Raw genomic sequence first — 19,645 nt, 5'->3', positions numbered from 1 at the left:
AATACTCCGTTAAACTTTTACAGGTTCCTGATAATTAATTGTTTACACAATCAATAACACAGAAGGACAGCTCTCTCATAATAAAAGCTTTGCGTCATTGTGTCTCTGCGTTTAGACTTTTTTAACGGACTATTGAGGGGTAATAAAGGCGCCTAAAAAGACTTTTTGCCCGAAATACATCAGAAAAAAACAATGAATCGTGTAAAAATCAACTACTTTCATGTACTTTTTAATGAACTCGTCATTTTTATTTACTAAATTCAACTCTGATAACAGCGTGAACAATATCCGACTGAATTCACGGAGTTTTTTATTAGATTTGTATCAGGGCCATATTTATTTTAGTTCCCGTTTATAACATCATCGGCAAGGAAAGATTGTACATCAATGAAGAAGCTTAAACCGGTATATATTTTAACAATCCTGCTCTGGGGCTACTTTAGCAGTGCACTGGCCCAAACTCCGAATGCTGAATTTGTAACCGGGGATATTGAGGTTTGCAATACCGGCCAGATTACTGTTGAACTGAAAATCCGCTTTTACGGTGATGATCCGTTTGCATATTCACTGAAGTTTCCAAATAACAATGAAGTATTCGAAAGCAACCAAATATTCGAAGAAAATTTGGTTGACGGTGTATACATAAAAAACTATACCCTTAACTTTCCGGTAGAAGAAGGAAAAACTGACACCACAGGTACCTTTGAAATATTAGAAGTCTTTGACAATACAATAACAAACTGGACTAAAGATAACGGGCAACAACTTTCCGGTGAAGAGATATCCTTCACCAACTGGGCTATGCCAAATCCTTCCGCCGGTGCCGATATCGATTCCTGCGGATTGCAGGCGGTCCTTAGTGCTGTCCCCGATCCCATCTCAAACAACTACTCATGGCAAAATCCTGCCGAAGGGGTTTTCCGGGACACGAGCGATCCCAATACTACCTTTGAAGCCCCTGAAAAAGGAAATTATCCGCTGGTATTTCACCAGGAAAACGGAGCCTGCTCAAATACAGACGAGGTTAATGTCCTGCTTCGCGGCTCTCCCTCGGCATCGTTAACCACCTCATCGGAAGTATGCGGTACGGAAGAGCAGACGGCTACACTCGAACTTATGTTTGAGGGTGAAGACGGCCCCTGGGAATATGCCATTTCCGACGGCGATTCGAAAGTCCTCAACGGTACATCAGCCAATACTACAACCACTGAAACCGTAACCGTCAATGGTGAAACAATCTTTTCATTTCTATGGGTCCGCGACAACAACGGCTGTCTGGCATTACAGGAAGATATCTCTGATGAAGCCACGGTCATTGATCTTCTTCCCTCACCCGATGCAGGGAATGACACAGCCGTTTGTGGTGTAAAAAACATCGTGCTCACACATCAGCTATCGGCAAAAGCCCAATATGGTTATTGGAGCTCCCAAACCGGAACATTCTCTGGAAGTACCAATCCGAATGACTCTGTTTTTGAAGCTTTGGATTGGGGCGAACACATTGTTACCTGGACGGAAACAAACAAAGATTGCTCTGCCAGCGAGAGCCGCATTGTACGATTCGACGAACCACCTTTAGCCGAAATTACAAACGGTGAAACGGATACCCTCTATCACAAGAACTCAACAACCCTTCACGCCAGAACGCCTCTCAGCAACACCTTGTCGGGTGACTGGAAAGGAGAATGGTATATTGTATCCGGGAGTGGAAACATTGTCAACCCGTCCGACACAATCACGCTTATTTCCAATATTAACAACGCTCCCGTTACTATTGAGTGGTTGGTAACCAACGGCGTCTGTCCTGCCGAATCTGACCAGATCGTTCTTCATCTTCAGAAACTGACCTACTATACCGGAATATCACCAAATGGCAACGGGAAAAATGACTATTTCAAGATAAAAGGAGCCCGTCATATTGACAACAATGAATTGATCATTTTCGACCAAAACGGTGCTGTGGTCTATCATGAAAAAGATTACTCCGAGGATGAACCCTGGGGCGGCACCGACGACAATGGCAAACCGCTTGACAGTGGCGTTTACTATTTTGTGTTCAAAGGAGAAGGCATTAAAACTGTACAGGATTATTTAATCATCAAAAGAAATTAACCGTGTCTGTCTGATATGAAAATTACTGCCATCATCATATTCCTGCTTGTAATGCTTCCGGCATCCGGCCAGAAAGCAATGACGCTTAGCCAATACATGCACAACAGATTTGCCATTAACACTTCCTTTGCCGGATCGCGTGAAGTCCTTTCGCTCTTCGGCTCTTTTAGAAAGCAATGGGCAGGAATGCCACAATCGCCACATGCACAGTATTTTACAGGTCACACCCCATTAAAGAATCCTCACATGGCCGTCGGTTTGCAGGTCTTCAACGAAACTTTTGCCATCAAAAACAATCTCGGTGCATCGCTTTCATATACTTACCGCGTGCACGTCAACCCTTATACCTGGATGGCTTTTAGTGTATCGGGAGGTTTTTCCAGCTATTCCATCAACTGGAATGAGGTAACACTGGAAGAAGCGGAAGATGAAATATTCGGCATTAAAGAGGCATCGTCGGGCCCCCAGGCAGGGTTCGGATGGAGTATTTACAATCACCGTTTCTTTGGGGGCATATCAATTCCCGAGTTTTTCACCCACGATTTCGAAAAATTAGACGGCCCTGAATTCGACCCGAAGAAAATGGATATTCTCTTCACAGGCGGTTATCTCTTTGATGTTTCACAGGATTTAAGTTTCCAGCCATCGTTCCTGTTAAAAGTGAACCAGGATACGGGCTCCTGGGCAGACCTGTCAGGTTCTGTAATCTATAACAGTATGATATGGGGCGGCGCCACCTACCGTACCCGGGAAGAGATTGTTTTTCATGTTGGCTGGCAAATCATTCCGCAGCTTCGGGTAGCCTACTCGTATGACTATTCTCTGGGTGATATTGGAAATTTCAACCATGGTAGCCACGAAATTTCTATTCAGTACGATTTCGGGTACACAATTAATACCCCAAGTCCCAAATTCTTTTAAAAACTGACCACAATGGCCTGGCAAAAAACACCATACTTAGTCCTGTTTTTACTCATCTTATCCGGTATAGAAGCCCCCGGACAGGGAATCGACGTCAGGAAATTAGAAATAAGCAATCCCGGAACCAGTGAGTTTGCTCCGGTGGTACAGGATTCCATGCTTTATTTTATATCAAACCGCAGAACCAACCTGTTTGTTACCTATCTTGACCAAAATAATGAGCTTCTTTTCAGAATTTTCAGAACCCCGCTTAATGCTGACGGCACAACAGGTAAGGCGGAACTCTTTTCACCGCCTGACCAGCCACGTTACAATGCCGGTCCTCTGACTTTTTCGGCCAATGGCGCCATGCTTATAGCCACTCACAATCGTTCGGAACGATATCAGGGACGATCCGGTCAGAACCGGCCCAACCGGTTAACGCTCTACACTGCTCAAAAAAGAGAAAAAGCATGGAACAGGTATCAGAAGCTGAATATAGATGTTCCTCCAAGTGCTTCCATAGGTCAGCCATCTCTTTCGGCCGACGGAAACCGGTTATTTTTTGTGTCCGATATGGAAGACGGATATGGCGACACCGATATTTACGTCTCACATAGAACCCCGGACGGCTGGAGTACACCCGAAAATACCGGCCCTGACATAAATACGCCGGGAAAAGAATTGTTCCCCTTTATTCACCCGTCAGGAAAACTCTATTTTTCTTCCGACGGGCACAACGGAGCAGGAAACCTCGACATTTACTACGTCAATATGAATATTCCCGGCAGCAAACCCGTACCGCTTCCCGAGCCTGTCAACACTATTTTTAATGACTTTTCCTGTTACATCGGACCCGATGAAAAGCATGGCTTTTTTGCTTCGGACAGAGACGGCGACGATGACATATACAAATTCTCATTCCCTCAAATTGCATGTTCCGATCCTCAAAAAGTAGAAGAAGACAATTTTTGCTTCACTTTTTTCGAAAACGGACCTTTTAAGTCAGACACGCTGCCTTACATTTATCGATGGGACTTTGGAGACGGACATGAGGCAACAGGTCTCGAAGTAGATCATTGTTTCGAACAGCCCGGACAATATCAAATTAATCTTAATGTAATAGATACGTTGTTGAATGAACAACTTTTTTCAGTTGCTTCGTATAACCTGAAAATTGAAAGAAAAAAACAAATATGGTTTGAAACACCCGATACTATAAACACCAACTTCACGTTGGAGCTGAAGGCAACCCTTCGTGGATATAAGAATCCACCGGAAGATATGGTTTTTTATTGGGATTTTGGCAACGGAGAAACAAGAATTGGCAAAAAAATTGATTACACATATCATAAAGCCGGCAGATACAGGATCATCTGTTCAACCCGTTTAAAGAATAACCGGGAAGTGTGCTTTTTCAGAGAAATTGAAGTGACTGATCCTCAATAAAGAGCATTATGAAACCAACAACAACGTTATATTTCATCATTCTGAGTTTCCTTTTTAACCTGTCCTCGCTATCTGCCCAACCCGTTCCTGCAATTGATGAAAACATCCCCTATCTGGTCACTTTTGGTGGTGACGGAGATACTGCCTGGGGTGATGACGATTTTTGTCAAATCATATTTTTTTCGATACCGGAGAATTATGATCGCCCTATTTTTATAAGAGTATCTGATCCCGATACCGGAAGTGATATCGATGAGCAGAAAGGTGAATGGGACACAACCACCCGTTTTTCTGTTTACGGCGGCGATGGTACCTGCTCCGAAGAGGACGCGCGTCGTTCCAACCTCCAAGGAAACTATAAAAGCGGGAACCTCCTGGCTTCAAAAACATTTGCAGGCAACCCAAGGTACAATAAAAGCTGGTACACATTCGGCCCTTTTAATCCGACAGAGGGAGAGTTACTGCCGGAATACGGAGGGTACATTTTTAAAATGATAATTGAAGGAATTGACGGAGATGACGGGAATCTCTACACCCTTTTCCTGACGACCGAAAGCGATGAAAACCGTCCCGTTGAAGGAGCATTTGCTTTTTACTTCAAATACAAATTCAGACTGCACAACGATGTCAAAGAAGTTTCACATATCTATCCTTATATGACATCGGATGTTATTGCCATTAAGCAAAGCAATTTCGATTGGGACTCTGACGGATCTATCAGGATCATATCGCCGGCGAAAAACGGTGAAATACTGGCAGCTTCGGCTGATGATGAATGGGTGGAAAGCCGCCATGCCATAACTGAAGATGAACACAACAGCTCGTTGGACATCCAGATGATAAAACGACAATCACCAATGGTGAAAGACAATAATGTTGTCATCTTCCTGGAAAATCAATACGGAGAGCTAATGCCGTTTTACAGTATTCCTATTGGTGGCATTCCTGAGTATAAATACAGCATAGGCATAAAACCAAAACAATAGCATTATGGAGTTTCGGGCCCGACAATTGGCATTCTTCATGTCAATTGCATTTTTGCTCTTATTGACACGTAATGTATCGGGGCAATCTTTCAGATTTAAAATCTTCGATTCCAACGTGGGATTGCCACAAAATTTCGTCTATGCGCTGGAACAGGACAAAAACGGTTATATCTGGATGGGAACCGGAGAAGGACTGGTAAGGTATAACGGACTCGAGTTCAAAAATTTTAATCACACCGACTCGCTTGCCGACGATTTCATCTCGTCGCTGCATATCTCTTCTGATGAAAACCTTTGGATTGGACACAATAACGGCGACGTCACGATATATAAAAACAACCGGTTTTGGCCGGTCAGGATTCCCGAGACAAAAAGCCCGGTAACCTGCATCAGCGACCTTGATAATGAAACCATCCTGATTGCCTGTCAAAATGAAGGGTTAATAAAAATCGACAAAAGTACGCTTGATTATGAACTTTTAAAACACGATAAACTTGCTCATAAACTGTTCTATTCCATAGGAATTAATAATGGTACAGCTTTGGCAGGCACATCCGAAGGCCTTTTTCGTCTTAATTTTTCGGAAAATGATACCATTGTTTCAGCAGCCCGGATTTCACAAATTCCATCCACCAATATTACTTCCATCATTCCCAGAAAAGGAATTATTGGAGATTACTGGATCGGAACAGAAGACAATGGCTTCTTTTTATATTCCGACACACAAAACGAAAGTCGTCACCTTGTAGACAACAGTCTCTGCCTGAAATTCGATATCCAGTGGGAAAACATAAAAGACATTGAAGAGGAGCCAAACGGGAATCTCCTTTTGGCCACGTGGGGCAACGGGGTGATCAAACTTTTTTTCGATCCTGACAAACAAGCGTACACCAACTCCTATAACTTCTCTACCGAAAACGGACTCAACAACAACTATGTCAGGGATATATTGTGTGACCGCGAATCAAATTACTGGTTTGCCACCTATGGCGGAGGCACCTCTCTCCTGACAAATGAATATCACGTGTTTTACAATCTGGAGACCATTGGCTTTGAACAAAACAAAGTCCTGTCAACCTGCCGTCATGACAGCACCTTATGGCTGGGACTGGAGAAAGGGCTGATCAAAACAGATCCTTTCTGTTTCATAGACTTTGAATATTATGACGCCTCTTTTGGTATTCCCAACGATGAAATTACCGGATTGTACCGTGCGCCCGACGGCACGCTCTATGCTGCCAGCGGCAGCAAAGGTCTTTATTACCGTAAACCGGGAGAGATGAGATTTTCCCGATTACACTATTCCGGTAATCTTCCTGATTTAATGATCAGGGACATTACCGGAATAGGCGACATGATTTATCTTGCAACCTATGGTGGATTTTTTTCCATCAATACAAAGACGGGAAAAACGGAACATCTAACTACCGAACGGGGACTTCCCCACAATAATATAAATTTCGTATATACCGACAACGAAGGTAACGTATGGATAGGCCCCAGAAACAGCGGAATCTGCAAATTAAGAAACAACCGTATTGAAATGCACAAAATATCCGATGCGCCTGTTGATGTGTATGATATGGTTCAAACATCAGACAACAGTATATGGCTGGCCACTCACGGTCGGGGAGTATTAAAATACAAACAAGATTCCATTCAGACTTTCAATATCAACAACGGCCTGGCTAAAAATTTTTGTTACAGCATTTCTGTCGACAACCGCGACCGGCTCTGGATTGCTCATCATCCCGGGCTGAGCATGATTGACACCAAAACCGGCGAAATTGAAATATACGACCACGAACAGGACATGGGATCGGATTTTTATCAAATAAAAAAAGATACCGACAAAACGCTCTGGCTTGCTTCTGCCCGCGGAGCAGTCCATTACTTCCCCGAAAAGCATGATAAAAACCCCATACCGCCTTCTCTGAATTTCACCAACATATCGATATCCGGAGAAAGCTACCGCCCGGGAGAGAAAATAGAACTGCCTTACCCTTATCGTAAAAGCTATCAGTTCCGATTTAATTTCATCGGCATAAGTTTTAAAAACTCAAAAGAAGTAACTTATCAATACCAACTACAAAGAAGTGGAGACGAAGAAACCCATGAATGGATAAATCTGGGCACTACCAATTTCAGAGAATATGATTTTTTGCCAAGCGGTAGCTATACGCTCAGCGTTCGCGCTTTTAATGCCGATGGCGTTCCCTCTGACCCTGTATCGATTGCGTTTTCCATCGCTGCTCCTTTTTGGAAAAAACCATGGTTCTACCTGGCACTTACCGCTATTATCATCTATGCGGTATATCTGATAATAGTCTCCCGGGAAAGAAAATTAAAACGCCAGAAAGAACAGTTACAAAAAGCCGTTGATCTTCAAACGATCCAGCTCAGAGAGCAAAAGGCTGAAATTGAAAGGAAAAACCGCGACATTACCGACAGTATAAACTATGCCAAAACCATTCAATCATCAATCTTACCCCCTCTTAATGTCTTAAAATCATATTACCCCGAGTCCTTTGTTTTCTTTGCACCCCGTGACATTGTCAGCGGTGATTTTTATTGGTTCTACAAAACCAAAAACCACTTTATTATCAGTTGTGCCGATTGTACCGGTCACGGAGTTCCGGGAGCTTTTATGTCGATGATAGGCAGTACTTTGCTCAATGATATTGTAAAACGTCAGGATGTCAATTCTCCGGCCGATCTTCTTCAGCGCCTTGATCTGGAAATAAAAATATTACTTCAGAACAGCAAGAATAAAGAAAACACACGCGACGGGATGGATATTTCCGTTATTGAAATTGAAACAGACTCCAATAAAGTAAGGGTCGCTTCTGCAAAAAGACCAGTTTATTTATATCTGAACAATGCGCTTACCATCTATAAAGGAAATCGTCGAAGTATAGGGGATTCACTTGTCGATGATGATACGCCTTTTGTAAACATTGAATATCAATGCAAGCCCGGCGACTCCGTTTATCTTTTCTCAGATGGTTTCTCCGATCAGTTTGGCGGACCCAAAGAGAAAAAATTCATGAAAGTGGGCATAAAAACCATGCTGGAAGAAATCCATCACTTACCTATGGATCAGCAATATAATGCTGTTAAAGAACATTTCTACAGTTGGAAAGGAGACCTGGAACAGGTTGATGATGTAATATTTATGGGCATCAGACTTCAGTAAGTACCGATTTTTTTCAACCTATTCGAGCCACCCGATAATGGTTTGCCGTCCTTTTACCTTTTGCCCCGGCTGCACATCGATGCGACTTCCAACCGGCAGAAAAACATCTACTCTTGAGCCAAACTTAATAAATCCGAGTTGTCGTCCCTGTCTCACCTTTTCACCCTCTTCTGCGTAACAAACTATCCTTCGGGCAAGTGCGCCGGCAATCTGTCGCACAACAACCTGTGAGCCGCCGGGAGTTTCCAAAGCAACCGTTGTACGTTCATTTTCAGACGATGCCTTAGGCAGATAAGCCGCCTGAAACCTGCCCGGCTGATGTTTTACATAACGGACAATCCCTGAAACAGGAAACCAGTTGATATGGACATTGAATATGGACATAAAAACCGAAACCTGAACACACTTCTCTTTAAGAAATTCATTCTCTTCAGTTTCTTCAACCACAACAATTTTCCCGTCAGCCGGTGCAACTATGGCTTTGTCCTGCAGAAAGACGCTCCGTTTCGGGCTGCGAAAAAAGGCTGCAAAATAAAAGAATAATATGATAGAAATAATAACGGTCCATTCCAGAACCGGGGCAGGCGAAGCCACTAAGAAATAGATTCCGGTATTGATCCCGGCCAAAATTAAAAAAACTACAAACAACGTTGCATAACCTTCTTTGTGCACTCTCATAATGATAACCTTATTCGTGTCGCTCCATAAAATACCACTTGCTTCGTTATGCCCTGCAACCGGTACTTTCTGAACAGACACATTGTTACAAAGATACTTCCCCGACTTTTTAGACAGACACTAATTAAAAAAACGTGCAAATTTAACAAAACAAAAGATAACAACTTACAGCCGGAGCCGAGAAAAAAACACCGTCAAACCGGTCGAGCACTCCACCGTGTCCGGGGAAGACATTCCCGGAGTCTTTAATATTAACGCTTCGCTTCAGCATAGACTCAATAAGATCGCCATAAGTTCCCAAAACTGCAATGAGGCTGCTTATGACTATCCAATCAATTAGTTTCAATATACCAAACACATAATAACTGAAATATCCTGCTACAATCGTAAAAACAAATCCCCCAACAGCTCCTTCCCAACTTTTAGCCGGCGAAACACTGGGAAACAACTTATGTCTCCCCAAAAGAGAACCTATCACATAAGCTCCGGAATCATTTGCCCAGACCATCAGGAAAAATCCCATTAACAAATGATAGCCGTACTCACCGCCATAAAAAGCAAGATGATGCAAAAAAGCCAAAGGAAGGGCCACGTACAGCGGAGTAATAAGTGTCGTTGCAATATTCAAAAGCGAATTCTTGTTTCTGAAATAAAGTTCTGAAAGGAACACTCCACCTACCATGGGAACAATCACAACCAGCCAGCGGGCCGGTACCTGAGCATAAAAAAAGAAAAATGAACCAACGTAAAGAAACAAACCTATTAAAAAAGCCCAAAACCAACGAATCTTCACATCCAGTCCCCGAAGCATGCGAATAAATTCATACATCCCAAGCAATACAACAAGCGCGAAAATAGCCATGTAGGCCAGCGGATGCCACCACAATCCAATAACTATTGCTACAACAAAAAAAAGACCCGTTATGGTACGTTGCCAAAAATTACTCATACTTCGGGGGTTATCATCTCTTAAAAATTATTCTGAATTTTATCGGAAAAACAATGAGTGCAGTATAAAAAGCATTTTTTTGTCAAAATCGAGGCATTTTAAATTTTTGTACCGGAGTTAACTTATTGTTAATGAATAAGCAAAAATTTAAAACAACAACGAGTTTGGCAACAAAGATATTTTTCAGACTGTACTCAACAATATAGTGATGTAATTTGAACACCCCTATTCCTCCTGAACCAAAACGATCAATTCACGCGGCCCGTGTGCACCCATGACAAGCGTCTTTTCAATATCGGCCGTACGACTGGGGCCCGAAATCAAAGATATTTGAGAAGGCAGATGGTCATACTTTTCCTCAATTTTTTTAAACCCATCCTTTATAGATTCCACAACCTGATCGCTATGTGCCAAAACCACATGAACCGGTGGGAAAACATTCATTTTTCGTCCGGAACCATTGCTGCTCACCATAACACTGCCTGTCAGCGCAATTAAGGCTTCGCAACCGGTCAATCCGGCTTCAAAAACACCTGTTTCGGGGTCAAAATCAGTGACCTCTATATTGTTTTTCAAGCATTTCTCTTTTAATGCCCGGTTTACTACCGCAACAGGCCCCCAGTTCCTATGGCTGGCAAGTTTTTGCAATCTGACGAGTGCTTCAGCTTCGCTCTTCTCAACAAACACCTCCCCGCCAAGCCCTTCCAGCTCTTCTTTAAAAGCATTTAACAGATTCGTTATCCGGGGAAAAACATCGCCCTCCGGAACTTCATCGGGCCAGTTCTGTTCCCAGGCTCGTGAAACACTTCCGCGTAATTTTGAGAGGATGATCTTACGTGAATCACTATTCTTTTCCGGCTGTTTCATCATTAGCAGACTTCGCTTCGCTGTTTTCTTTTTTATCCGTGCTCTCAGGGTTCGATTTGTTTTCATTACCGGATGACTTTTTCTCATCCTTATCATCCCTCTTGCCATTGGGGTTAGGAGAAATAACATGCTCCGGTCCCTTACGTTTCCCGAAAATCTTTTCAAGGTCTTCGCTGAAAATCACTTCACGCTCCAATAAAAGTTCAGCCAGGTAGGCGTGTTTATCTTTATTTTCCGTGAGTATTTTCTTTGCACGTGCATACTGCTCTTCCACTATATTCGAAGCTTCGCGGTCAATTAATTCAGCTGTTTTTTCGCTATAAGGTTTTTGGAAACTATATTCATTCTGACCGGTAGAATCAAAATAGCTGAGATTACCGAGTTTAGGACTCATACCGAAATAGCTGACCATGGCATAGGCCTGACGTGTCACTTTTTCGAGGTCGTTAAGCGCACCTGTGGAAATGCGGTTGAAGATTAACTCTTCGGCCGCTCGTCCCCCCAGAGCCGAACACATTTCATCAAGCATCTGATCAGAGGTTGTCAATTGTCTCTCCTCCGGGAGATACCAGGCAGCGCCAAGAGCTTTTCCGCGAGGCACAATGGTCACTTTAACCAAAGGATGTGCATGTTCGAGCAGCCAGCTGATAACGGCATGACCTGCCTCATGAAAGGCAATCCTGCGCTTTTCATCCTTGCTGATGATTTTGTTCTTCTTCTCGAGTCCACCGACGATACGATCGACCGCATCGAGGAAATCGTCCTTTTCGATCAGTTTTTTACTACGGCGGGCTGCAATCAGTGCGGCTTCGTTACATACATTGGCTATATCGGCCCCGGAGAATCCGGGCGTCTGTTTGGCAAGAAAATCAGGATCTACGTCATCTTTAAGTCGCAATGGTCGCAAATGGACTTTAAATATATCTTTCCTTTCGTTCATGTCGGGCAATTCCACTGCAATCTGGCGGTCAAACCGTCCGGCACGCATTAAGGCGCGGTCCAGTACATCAGCCCGGTTGGTCGCTGCAAGAATAATGACGCCACTGTTGGAAGCAAAACCGTCCATTTCGGTCAGTAACTGGTTGAGGGTATTCTCACGCTCATCGTTACTGCTGAATCCGGCATTTTTCCCACGTGCCCGTCCTATTGCATCAATCTCATCAATAAAAACAATACAGGGCGCCTTCTCTTTGGCCTTTCTGAACAAATCGCGAACACGTGAAGCGCCCACCCCTACAAACATCTCTACAAAATCGGATCCCGACATACTGAAAAACGGAACATTTGCCTCACCTGCAACGGCTTTGGCAAGAAGTGTTTTCCCTGTTCCGGGAGGGCCTATCAGCAAAGCGCCTTTGGGAATTTTACCTCCAAGCTCGGTGAACTTTTCCGGCTTCTTCAGGAACTCAACAATTTCTTCTACTTCCTGCTTAGCTTCTGCCAATCCGGCTACGTCATCAAAGTTAACCTTGATGTTCGATTCACGATCAAACATACGGGCCTTGGATTTCCCGACGTTGAATATATTTCCTGCCCCGCTTCCACCTGACTGCGAGCTCATACGCCGAAAAATAAATATCCAAATGACAATCAACAGCAACAGGGGCCATACCATCCCTATAAAATCACGGAAAAAGTTGATGCGCTCTTCGTACTCAACGGGAATTTTTATATTATTTTCATCTTCGGCAGCTTTTCGAGCCTCTTCAAAACGGTCGATTGTAGGAATTTTAACGGCAAAATGAGGCCCTATCCTCGTTGGAGTATACCCATTCTTAAACAAGTCACCATGTTTATCTATCGCATCTTCCCGGAGGGTGACTTCAGCCGTTCCTTCATTTGTCACAACAACAATCTTCTCTATATCACCACTCGGCAGGAGCTGATCCTCGAACATACTGTAGGATAAATTTTGCGGCCCCTGTCCAAGGTTAAAAGTGCTCACAATAATCAGGGCAATAAGAATAAGCGCGTATATCCAGTAAGCATTAAACTTTGGCATTTTGGGACCCTGTGGTTTGTCTCCTCCATCTGTGCCCGATTCCTGACTACTTAATGGCCGTTTGGTATCCTTCTCGTTATTTTTTTGTTTCCCATGGTCTTGCGACCGACCATTTTGTCTCTTTTGTTCGTTTTCAGTCATATAATTGATAAAGAAAAAATCGATTTAAAATACATTTTCAACATCTGTTCTCAAAGCGTCGGCCCACAACTCTTCCAGACTATAATAACGTCTCACCTGTTTCTGGAAAACATGGACAACAACATTCAGATAATCCAGTAATATCCACTCTGCATTCTGCTTCCCCTCAATATGAAACGGTTTCTCACCGGAATCTCTTCTGACAATCTCCTCAATGGATTCCGAAACGGCATCAACATGGACATTACTCTCTCCTTCACAAATCACGAAATACTCTGCAATCATATTTTCAATGTTCCGAAGATCGAGAACGGTAATATTAATCCCTTTCTTCTCCTGAATTCCTTCTACAACCGCTTTTACGAGCTCTTCGGATGCAACAACATCAGAATAATTTTCTGTCATTCACTATACATTTTTTTAATTCTTAACATACTGTTGTTACAAGGCTAACAAGGAATTGCCTTGTATCAAAAAATTCTTTTCATAAAAAAATCACTTACCTCCCTGTTCTGAAAATATAAAATCTTCATGAACTATTGAAAAAACAATGCCACAATTAAATTTGCCTTCAAAGATAACATTTTAAAAGGACAAATGCCTATTTTTGTAACTTCTGTGTCCATTACTATGACAAATTGGCGCTTAATATTTTGACTCATGGATTCAATACCTGAAATCATCCAGCCCGAAAGCACCTCATCGACCAGTCTGCATTTGAAAGAATTACTGAAACAGCAAAATCTGCCTGAATGTTCGGTCGTAATTACCAACCGGCAGACGGCAGGACGCGGACAACCAGGAAATACATGGGAAGCGGAACCAGGGAAAAATCTCACCTTCTCAATCGTTTTTTTCCCGGAAATGGTTCCGGCCTCATCTCAGTTTATCATCTCCAAAACTGTTGCCGTGGCCATTGTCACCTCACTTGAAAAGTACATCCGGCCGGTAGAAATCAAATGGCCAAATGATATATACTACAACGATCAAAAACTCGGTGGCATTCTTATTGAAAACGCTTTACAGGGAAGCTCTATCAGTCAAACAATTGCAGGCATCGGCATCAATATTAATCAAACTTCCTTTCCGGAAAACATCCCCAATCCCATATCGATGAAAATGATAACAGGATATAATATGAATTTACAAACCCTGTTTCATCAGGTTTACCAGTCACTGACTTCATCCTACCAAAAACTTACGGAAAACAAAACCAGGGAAATTGAGAAGAGTTATCTGTCTCATCTTTACCGGCGATCGGGGTTTCACAAATACCGTGACAGCCACGGGGAGTTTTTGGCCAGTATTTCAGGTATCGGACATGCCGGACATATTTTTCTGACTCGTACCGACGGTATCACTGCAAAGTACGCCTTTAAAGAGGTGGAATTTGTTTTTTAATACGAATGAGATGCAATGGCATCGGCAAGCAAGCCGACAAACTTCTCCAAAGGTCCTTTGGCAACCATTTTTATCATCGGGTTAAGATCGGCATCCAGAGTTACTTTAACTTTGCTGGAGGCTTCAGCATGTTTCAATTGAACCCAAAGAAAGAAATTGAACGGAACAGTGCCGTCGGCAGTGTATTTTATAGTCTTTTCAGGTTCCTTATCAACAATCTTTAGTCCGATCTGTCCAATACCCGTTACTTCGAAACGGCATCTGTCACCAAAACTTTCCCAGTTCTGAATTTTATCCGAAGGAAGTAGCGATTCAAAATTGTCAAAATTGGAAAGTACTTCGTAAACCTTCGATGCAGAATGCGGAACTGTCTTTATATCACTTTCAAATCTTGTCATAATTATTTTCTCCAGTTTTCCGGATTCTCTCTCCAGTCGGTCAAAGCATTCAAATCGTCAGCAGAAATGTATCCGCTTTCGACCGCTACCTTTATCAACACCTCATAATTGCTAAGCGTTTTATATTCAACCCCGGCGGCGGCAAAATTATCCTCTGCTACCTGGAACCCGTAAGTAAAGATGGCAAGCATTCCCAGCACATCGGCACCGTTATTTCGCAATGCCTCTACAGCTTTAAGACTGCTTCCTCCGGTTGAAATCAGGTCTTCAATAACCACTACTTTCTGCCCCGGCTTCAGGTCTCCCTCAATCAAATTCTCCAACCCATGACCTTTAGGACTTGAACGAACGTATACAAAAGGTTTTCCCAAAAGATCAGCCACAAGCGCCCCCTGGGCAATAGCCCCGGTTGCAACGCCTGCAATAACATCCACTTCGGGCCACTTTTCCATGATAATGCGGGCAAACTGAATCTTGATAAAATTTCGGATGTCAGGATAGGACAGAGTCTTCCGATTGTCACAATAAATGGGAGAAATCCATCCCGAGGCCCAGGTAAAAGGGTTTGCAGGTTGCAGTTTAATTGCTTTTATTTGCAACAATTGACCGGCAATTATTTCCTTTAATTTTTTCATATCGCAAATGTACAAGATATTTTTCAAAGACAGAGCCCTCTTTTTAACGAAACATATTGATTCTGTTCTCACCCCTGATTTCGGAGCCATCCATAAGTTGGGAAGTGACGGGGAACTGAAAAAATTTCTCAGGGATTTTGAAAACAATGAAAAACGCAAAGAAGCTTTCATATATCACTACAATGAATTTGAATTGCTCCAACGGGTCAGGAAGTGCTATAAGAACCTTCCTGCAGCCGGCGGATTGGTCTGGAATCCTGCGAGAGACGCCTTTCTGGGAATTACTCGTCGCGGACGAAACGACCTGCCCAAAGGAAAAGTCGAGCCCGATGAAACATTTGAGGCAGCGGCTATAAGAGAAGTTCAGGAAGAATGTAATATTGAAAGCCTCCGTATCAAAAGGCCGCTCATATCCACATTCCATATTTACTATATTGATGAAGTGCCAATACTGAAAGAAACCATGTGGTTCGAAATGATTTACAACGGCAATAAAAATCCTTCTCCTCAGAAAGAAGAAGATATAACCGCTGTCGAATGGGTCAATCTCCAAAACATTGATAAATTTGTCAGAAATGCATTTCCTTCTGTGAGGGAAGTGATTGAAACATCTTTAAATAGATTGTTAGATTGTTAGATGTTAGATTGTTAGATTGTTAGATGTTAGATTGTTAGATTAAATTAATTTGAGATACCGGATTTCAACAGACAAATCCTATAATCTATGATAATAATTAACTTATTTATAGTCTGTTAACATTTAAACAAGGCATTGATGAGTGCAGTATAAAAAGCATATTTTTGTCAAAATCGAGGCGTTTTAAATTTTTGTACCGGAGTTAACTTGTTGTTAATGAGGATGCAAAAATTTAAAACAACAACGAGTTTGGCAACAAAGATGCTTTTTAGACTGGGCTCAGTAATATAAAACGAGTACCCCGAATAACCCGAAAAATAAAATCAGATGACCGACCACGAAAAAGCATTTAACCGCTGGAAAGAAGAAACCAGACGTGAAGCATTGGAAAAGGAACTTGTCCGTTTAAAAAAAGAGGACTTCAGAAAATCCCGTATGCTCAAAAAAATGAGAAACGCTTTGGCCATATTAACCACCCTCCTCTTATTGTCTTTTGCATATATCGCAATTTGGGGTACCTCCCCAAAAAAACAGGAAGAAACTTACGCGAAAAACGAACAAACACTTGCTCAGAAGCTCGGCCAACCGGAACAAAAAAAGCGTGACTCAATTACAGAAAAAAAAGACTCTTTAATAATAGAGCAATTGAACATTGTCTCGCCGGGAACGGATACCATTCGCTTCAACGTTCCCGATGACGGAATTTTTTTCAGTGTCCAGGTCGGGGCATACACGAACATAAATATGAGCAAATTCAAAAATTATATGGTTTCGCTTCATCAGGTGGAATACGGAGGGCTGAATCAGTTCACACTTGGCATTTTACCCACTTACGAGGCAGCTGTTGAATTCAGGGATATAGTAAAAACCATAGGATTTGAACAAGCCTATATCACAGCCATCAAAAACGGGAAAAGAATTAACATACAGGAAGCCATTCAGCAACGAAAAAAAGACTAAATCTTAAACCGGTTACATCCGGCCTGTCAGTTTTTGAACCACCTCATACTGGTCAAAAAATTCCCGTGCAATGACGCGAATTATTGTGTAAACGGGAATGGCAAAAAACATTCCCAAAATTCCCGCCAGATACCCCGCACTCAGGATAACGATAAAGATTTCCAACGGATGCGCCTTCACACTGTTAGAAAAAATGAGGGGCTGAAACAACATATTGTCCATCAACTGAACAATAACATAAACCAGAATCATACCACCAAAAAATGACAGAAAAGAATATTCCAAAGGCAACTGTAAATAAACAAGGGTTCCGACACTAATGCCAAAAAATGCCCCGATGAGAGGCCCCAGATAAGGAATGATATTCATTAAACCACTGATAATGCCGATTGTTACAGCGTGATTAAATCCGACATCCAGTATGGAAAAACCGGTAGTCACGATGGTCCCGACCAGTGTTGTCTGAATAAGTATTCCAAGAAAATACCGCCTTAGCAGATACCTGATGGACAACAGTGCATGCCTGATACCTGCTTCATGCTTTTGGGGAACAAAAAGCAAAATACCACCGATAAGTAACCCTTCTTCTTTCAGAAAAAAGAAGGTAATAAAGGTAATAGAAAAAGCAGCAATAAAGACACCTCCAAAAAATTGAGCAATGGAGGTAAAAAACTGACGAACCTGTTCAAAATCCAGGAATGTCAGAAAAGCTTCTTCAAACTGGGCTTCCATGCCATCCAAAATAGTTCGGCCAAATTCTGAATTCCTCAACGGCGCAAAAATATCGGAGAGCAATCTTCCTGCCTTTTCCAATGCAAGCGGTACATCAATTCTTGAGAAAAACTGAATCTCTGAAGCTACCAAAGGAACAGTAAATCTGAAGAACAGGATTATAAAGACCCACAAAGTCAAAACCGTCAACAATGCCGATATCGTTCTGCCAACATGTGCCTTTCCAATCTTTATGCGTCGATAGGAATCGAACAACGGCCTGGTAACCAGGGAAATAATTGCAGAAACACACACGAAAATAACAATGGAACGGAAATACCATAAGAGAAAAAAACCACCAAAAATGGCTATAATGAAAAACAGATATTTCAGGAACAGCTTCATATCAACAAATCACAGAATTATGAGATTATGCAAGAATAACAATTAACAAAATATACTGCTGCAAACAGAAAAATTTATCAAAATTTTTGATCAGATAAGCTTTGGCCCGGCACGAAAACATGTCTGTCTCTGTAGCATATCAGGATGACTCAAATATACAAATTTCTATACAAAATCATCCAACGAATGCCGTAGGTCTTTCCTAAGCCGGGAAGAACCGAACAACGAACCATCACAAAACCATTGGAGCCAAACAGGCATGAAAAAACAGCGAACAATATTTTTTAAGAAAAGTTTGTTTTTAGCGCAAAACTTATCATATTAGCCGTGCCAAATTAAAATAATTATAACGTACAAAACCTAAACTATGAAAGGTGCTATTATCGGCGACATCATTGGTTCCACATTTACCTCGGACAATGCTCCGGATACCGATTTTCAGCTTTTCAAACCTTCTTCGGCATACACAGATGATACCATATTGACACTTGCCACCGCCGATTCAGTATTACACCATAAAGATTATGAAAAAACCCTGAAAGAGTGGGTCCGGCAATTTCCGAAAGCAGGTTATCGCCCCCAATTTCTTGAGTGGGCCTTGTCCGACGATTCGAAACATTATGTAAGCAAAGGGGAAGGTGCCGCACGAAGGATCAGCCCGATAGGATTTGCCGCCAAAAGTGTCGAAGAAGCCCTGATCGAGGCCGAAAAAAGTACCAAAATTACCCATAATATCCCCGAACGAATAAAAGCCGCCAAAGCAGTAGCAGCAACTATTTATATGTGCAGGGAAGCCGGCACCAAAAAAGAGATAAAAACTTTTATCGGACAAGCATTTGATTACGATTTTTCGTTGAAAGTGAATGACTGGAAAACGAAAAAAATAACCCCCGATAGTGAAGTATCTCCGGTAGAGCCGGCCTTTGCAGCATTTATGGAAGCTTCCGATTACGAAGAAGCCATTCGTCTGGCTATTTCCATCGGCGGACCCAGCAATACCATTGCATCAATCGCCGGCGGATTGGCTGAAGCATATTTCGGTCACATACCCAAATCGATAACACGGCGGGCGCTGGCTCGCATTACTCCTAAAATGCAGGCTCTCATAAACGCGTTCGAGGAAAAGTTTGTAACGCGGTCAAATCAGAAAGCTTAAGAAAACAGTTAACCTGCACCGGAATTTATCAGCTACCGGACACATACATGAACTTTCAGGCA

17 protein-coding genes are annotated in these 19,645 nt (G+C 42.4%); 9 read left to right on the top strand and 8 right to left on the bottom strand.

What is annotated here, in order from left to right:
- Nucleotides 1-387 precede the first annotated feature (387 nt).
- From ATH1_RS0102260 to ATH1_RS0102240, 5 genes are read left to right on the top strand one after another with little or no spacing between them, the layout of a single operon-like run.
- Nucleotides 388-2,112: a T9SS C-terminal target domain-containing protein gene (locus ATH1_RS0102260; protein WP_010416991.1), complete on the top strand. Its 1,725-nt coding sequence runs from the start codon at nucleotides 388-390 to the stop codon at nucleotides 2,110-2,112.
- 15 nt (nucleotides 2,113-2,127) lie between these two features.
- Nucleotides 2,128-3,033: a PorP/SprF family type IX secretion system membrane protein gene (locus ATH1_RS0102255; protein ID WP_010416990.1), complete on the top strand. Its 906-nt coding sequence runs from the start codon at nucleotides 2,128-2,130 to the stop codon at nucleotides 3,031-3,033.
- A gap of 12 nt (nucleotides 3,034-3,045) precedes the next feature.
- Complete coding sequence (locus ATH1_RS0102250) at nucleotides 3,046-4,461, top strand: PKD domain-containing protein (protein WP_010416988.1); 1,416 nt, start codon at nucleotides 3,046-3,048, stop codon at nucleotides 4,459-4,461.
- Nucleotides 4,462-4,469: 8 nt separating this feature from the next.
- The gene (locus tag ATH1_RS0102245; protein ID WP_010416986.1) at nucleotides 4,470-5,447 is read left to right on the top strand and encodes a hypothetical protein; all 978 of its coding nucleotides are present in this window, start codon (nucleotides 4,470-4,472) and stop codon (nucleotides 5,445-5,447) included.
- 4 nt (nucleotides 5,448-5,451) lie between these two features.
- Nucleotides 5,452-8,643 (top strand): ligand-binding sensor domain-containing protein, encoded by a 3,192-nt coding sequence (locus ATH1_RS0102240; protein ID WP_010416984.1) that lies wholly within the window; start codon nucleotides 5,452-5,454, stop codon nucleotides 8,641-8,643.
- 18 nt (nucleotides 8,644-8,661) lie between these two features.
- Here ATH1_RS0102240 and ATH1_RS0102235 read toward each other — a convergent pair whose 3' ends face one another.
- The 5 genes from ATH1_RS0102235 to rsfS all read right to left on the bottom strand — a co-directional run bounded on the left by ATH1_RS0102235 (nucleotide 8,662) and on the right by rsfS (nucleotide 13,685).
- Nucleotides 8,662-9,402 (bottom strand): phosphatidylserine decarboxylase family protein, encoded by a 741-nt coding sequence (locus tag ATH1_RS0102235; RefSeq protein WP_245531686.1) that lies wholly within the window; start codon nucleotides 9,400-9,402, stop codon nucleotides 8,662-8,664.
- 61 nt (nucleotides 9,403-9,463) lie between these two features.
- Nucleotides 9,464-10,270, bottom strand: a complete 807-nt coding sequence (locus tag ATH1_RS0102230) for a phosphatidate cytidylyltransferase (protein ID WP_010416982.1) — start codon at nucleotides 10,268-10,270, stop codon at nucleotides 9,464-9,466.
- A 225-nt stretch (nucleotides 10,271-10,495) separates the two neighbouring features.
- Nucleotides 10,496-11,203, bottom strand: coding sequence for a LutC/YkgG family protein (locus ATH1_RS0102225; protein ID WP_245531685.1), 708 nt, complete (start codon nucleotides 11,201-11,203; stop codon nucleotides 10,496-10,498).
- Nucleotides 11,115-13,280: an ATP-dependent zinc metalloprotease FtsH gene (gene ftsH / locus ATH1_RS0102220; RefSeq protein WP_010416980.1), complete on the bottom strand. Its 2,166-nt coding sequence runs from the start codon at nucleotides 13,278-13,280 to the stop codon at nucleotides 11,115-11,117. The genes ATH1_RS0102225 and ftsH overlap by 89 nt, the downstream gene beginning before the upstream one ends.
- Nucleotides 13,281-13,304: 24 nt before the next feature.
- The gene (gene rsfS, locus ATH1_RS0102215) at nucleotides 13,305-13,685 is read right to left on the bottom strand and encodes a ribosome silencing factor (RefSeq protein ID WP_010416979.1); all 381 of its coding nucleotides are present in this window, start codon (nucleotides 13,683-13,685) and stop codon (nucleotides 13,305-13,307) included.
- A gap of 255 nt (nucleotides 13,686-13,940) precedes the next feature.
- On the opposite strand from rsfS, the gene ATH1_RS0102210 reads away from it, so the two are divergent.
- Nucleotides 13,941-14,681: a biotin--[acetyl-CoA-carboxylase] ligase gene (locus tag ATH1_RS0102210; protein ID WP_010416978.1), complete on the top strand. Its 741-nt coding sequence runs from the start codon at nucleotides 13,941-13,943 to the stop codon at nucleotides 14,679-14,681.
- Here ATH1_RS0102210 and ATH1_RS0102205 read toward each other — a convergent pair.
- Both ATH1_RS0102205 and pyrE read right to left on the bottom strand, forming a co-directional pair.
- Nucleotides 14,678-15,079, bottom strand: coding sequence for an SRPBCC family protein (locus ATH1_RS0102205; protein WP_010416977.1), 402 nt, complete (start codon nucleotides 15,077-15,079; stop codon nucleotides 14,678-14,680). The genes ATH1_RS0102210 and ATH1_RS0102205 overlap by 4 nt on opposite strands.
- A gap of 2 nt (nucleotides 15,080-15,081) precedes the next feature.
- A complete protein-coding gene (pyrE, locus tag ATH1_RS0102200; protein WP_010416976.1) occupies nucleotides 15,082-15,714 on the bottom strand; it encodes an orotate phosphoribosyltransferase in 633 nt (210 codons plus the stop codon).
- 7 nt (nucleotides 15,715-15,721) lie between these two features.
- Here pyrE and ATH1_RS0102195 point away from each other — a divergent pair, with 7 nt between their 5' ends.
- Together ATH1_RS0102195 and ATH1_RS0102190 are read left to right on the top strand one after the other, a co-directional pair.
- Nucleotides 15,722-16,351 carry an NUDIX hydrolase gene (locus tag ATH1_RS0102195; RefSeq protein WP_010416975.1) on the top strand — a complete coding sequence of 210 codons (630 nt, stop codon included), beginning with the start codon at nucleotides 15,722-15,724 and terminating at the stop codon, nucleotides 16,349-16,351.
- Between the two features lie 327 nt (nucleotides 16,352-16,678).
- Complete coding sequence (locus ATH1_RS0102190) at nucleotides 16,679-17,311, top strand: hypothetical protein (RefSeq protein ID WP_010416974.1); 633 nt, start codon at nucleotides 16,679-16,681, stop codon at nucleotides 17,309-17,311.
- A 12-nt stretch (nucleotides 17,312-17,323) separates the two neighbouring features.
- Here the strand turns inward: ATH1_RS0102190 and ATH1_RS0102185 are convergent, their stop codons facing one another.
- Nucleotides 17,324-18,427: an AI-2E family transporter gene (locus tag ATH1_RS0102185; protein WP_010416973.1), complete on the bottom strand. Its 1,104-nt coding sequence runs from the start codon at nucleotides 18,425-18,427 to the stop codon at nucleotides 17,324-17,326.
- A gap of 367 nt (nucleotides 18,428-18,794) precedes the next feature.
- Between ATH1_RS0102185 and ATH1_RS0102175 the strand changes: the two genes are divergently transcribed.
- Entirely contained in the window at nucleotides 18,795-19,583 is a 789-nt protein-coding gene (locus ATH1_RS0102175; RefSeq protein ID WP_010416972.1) for an ADP-ribosylglycohydrolase family protein, read from the top strand.
- Nucleotides 19,584-19,645: the final 62 nt, after the last annotated feature.

The organism is Anaerophaga thermohalophila DSM 12881 (assembly GCF_000191885.1).
Classification (GTDB): domain Bacteria; phylum Bacteroidota; class Bacteroidia; order Bacteroidales; family Marinilabiliaceae; genus Anaerophaga; species Anaerophaga thermohalophila.
This window is presented reverse-complemented; position numbering and strand designations above follow the sequence as displayed.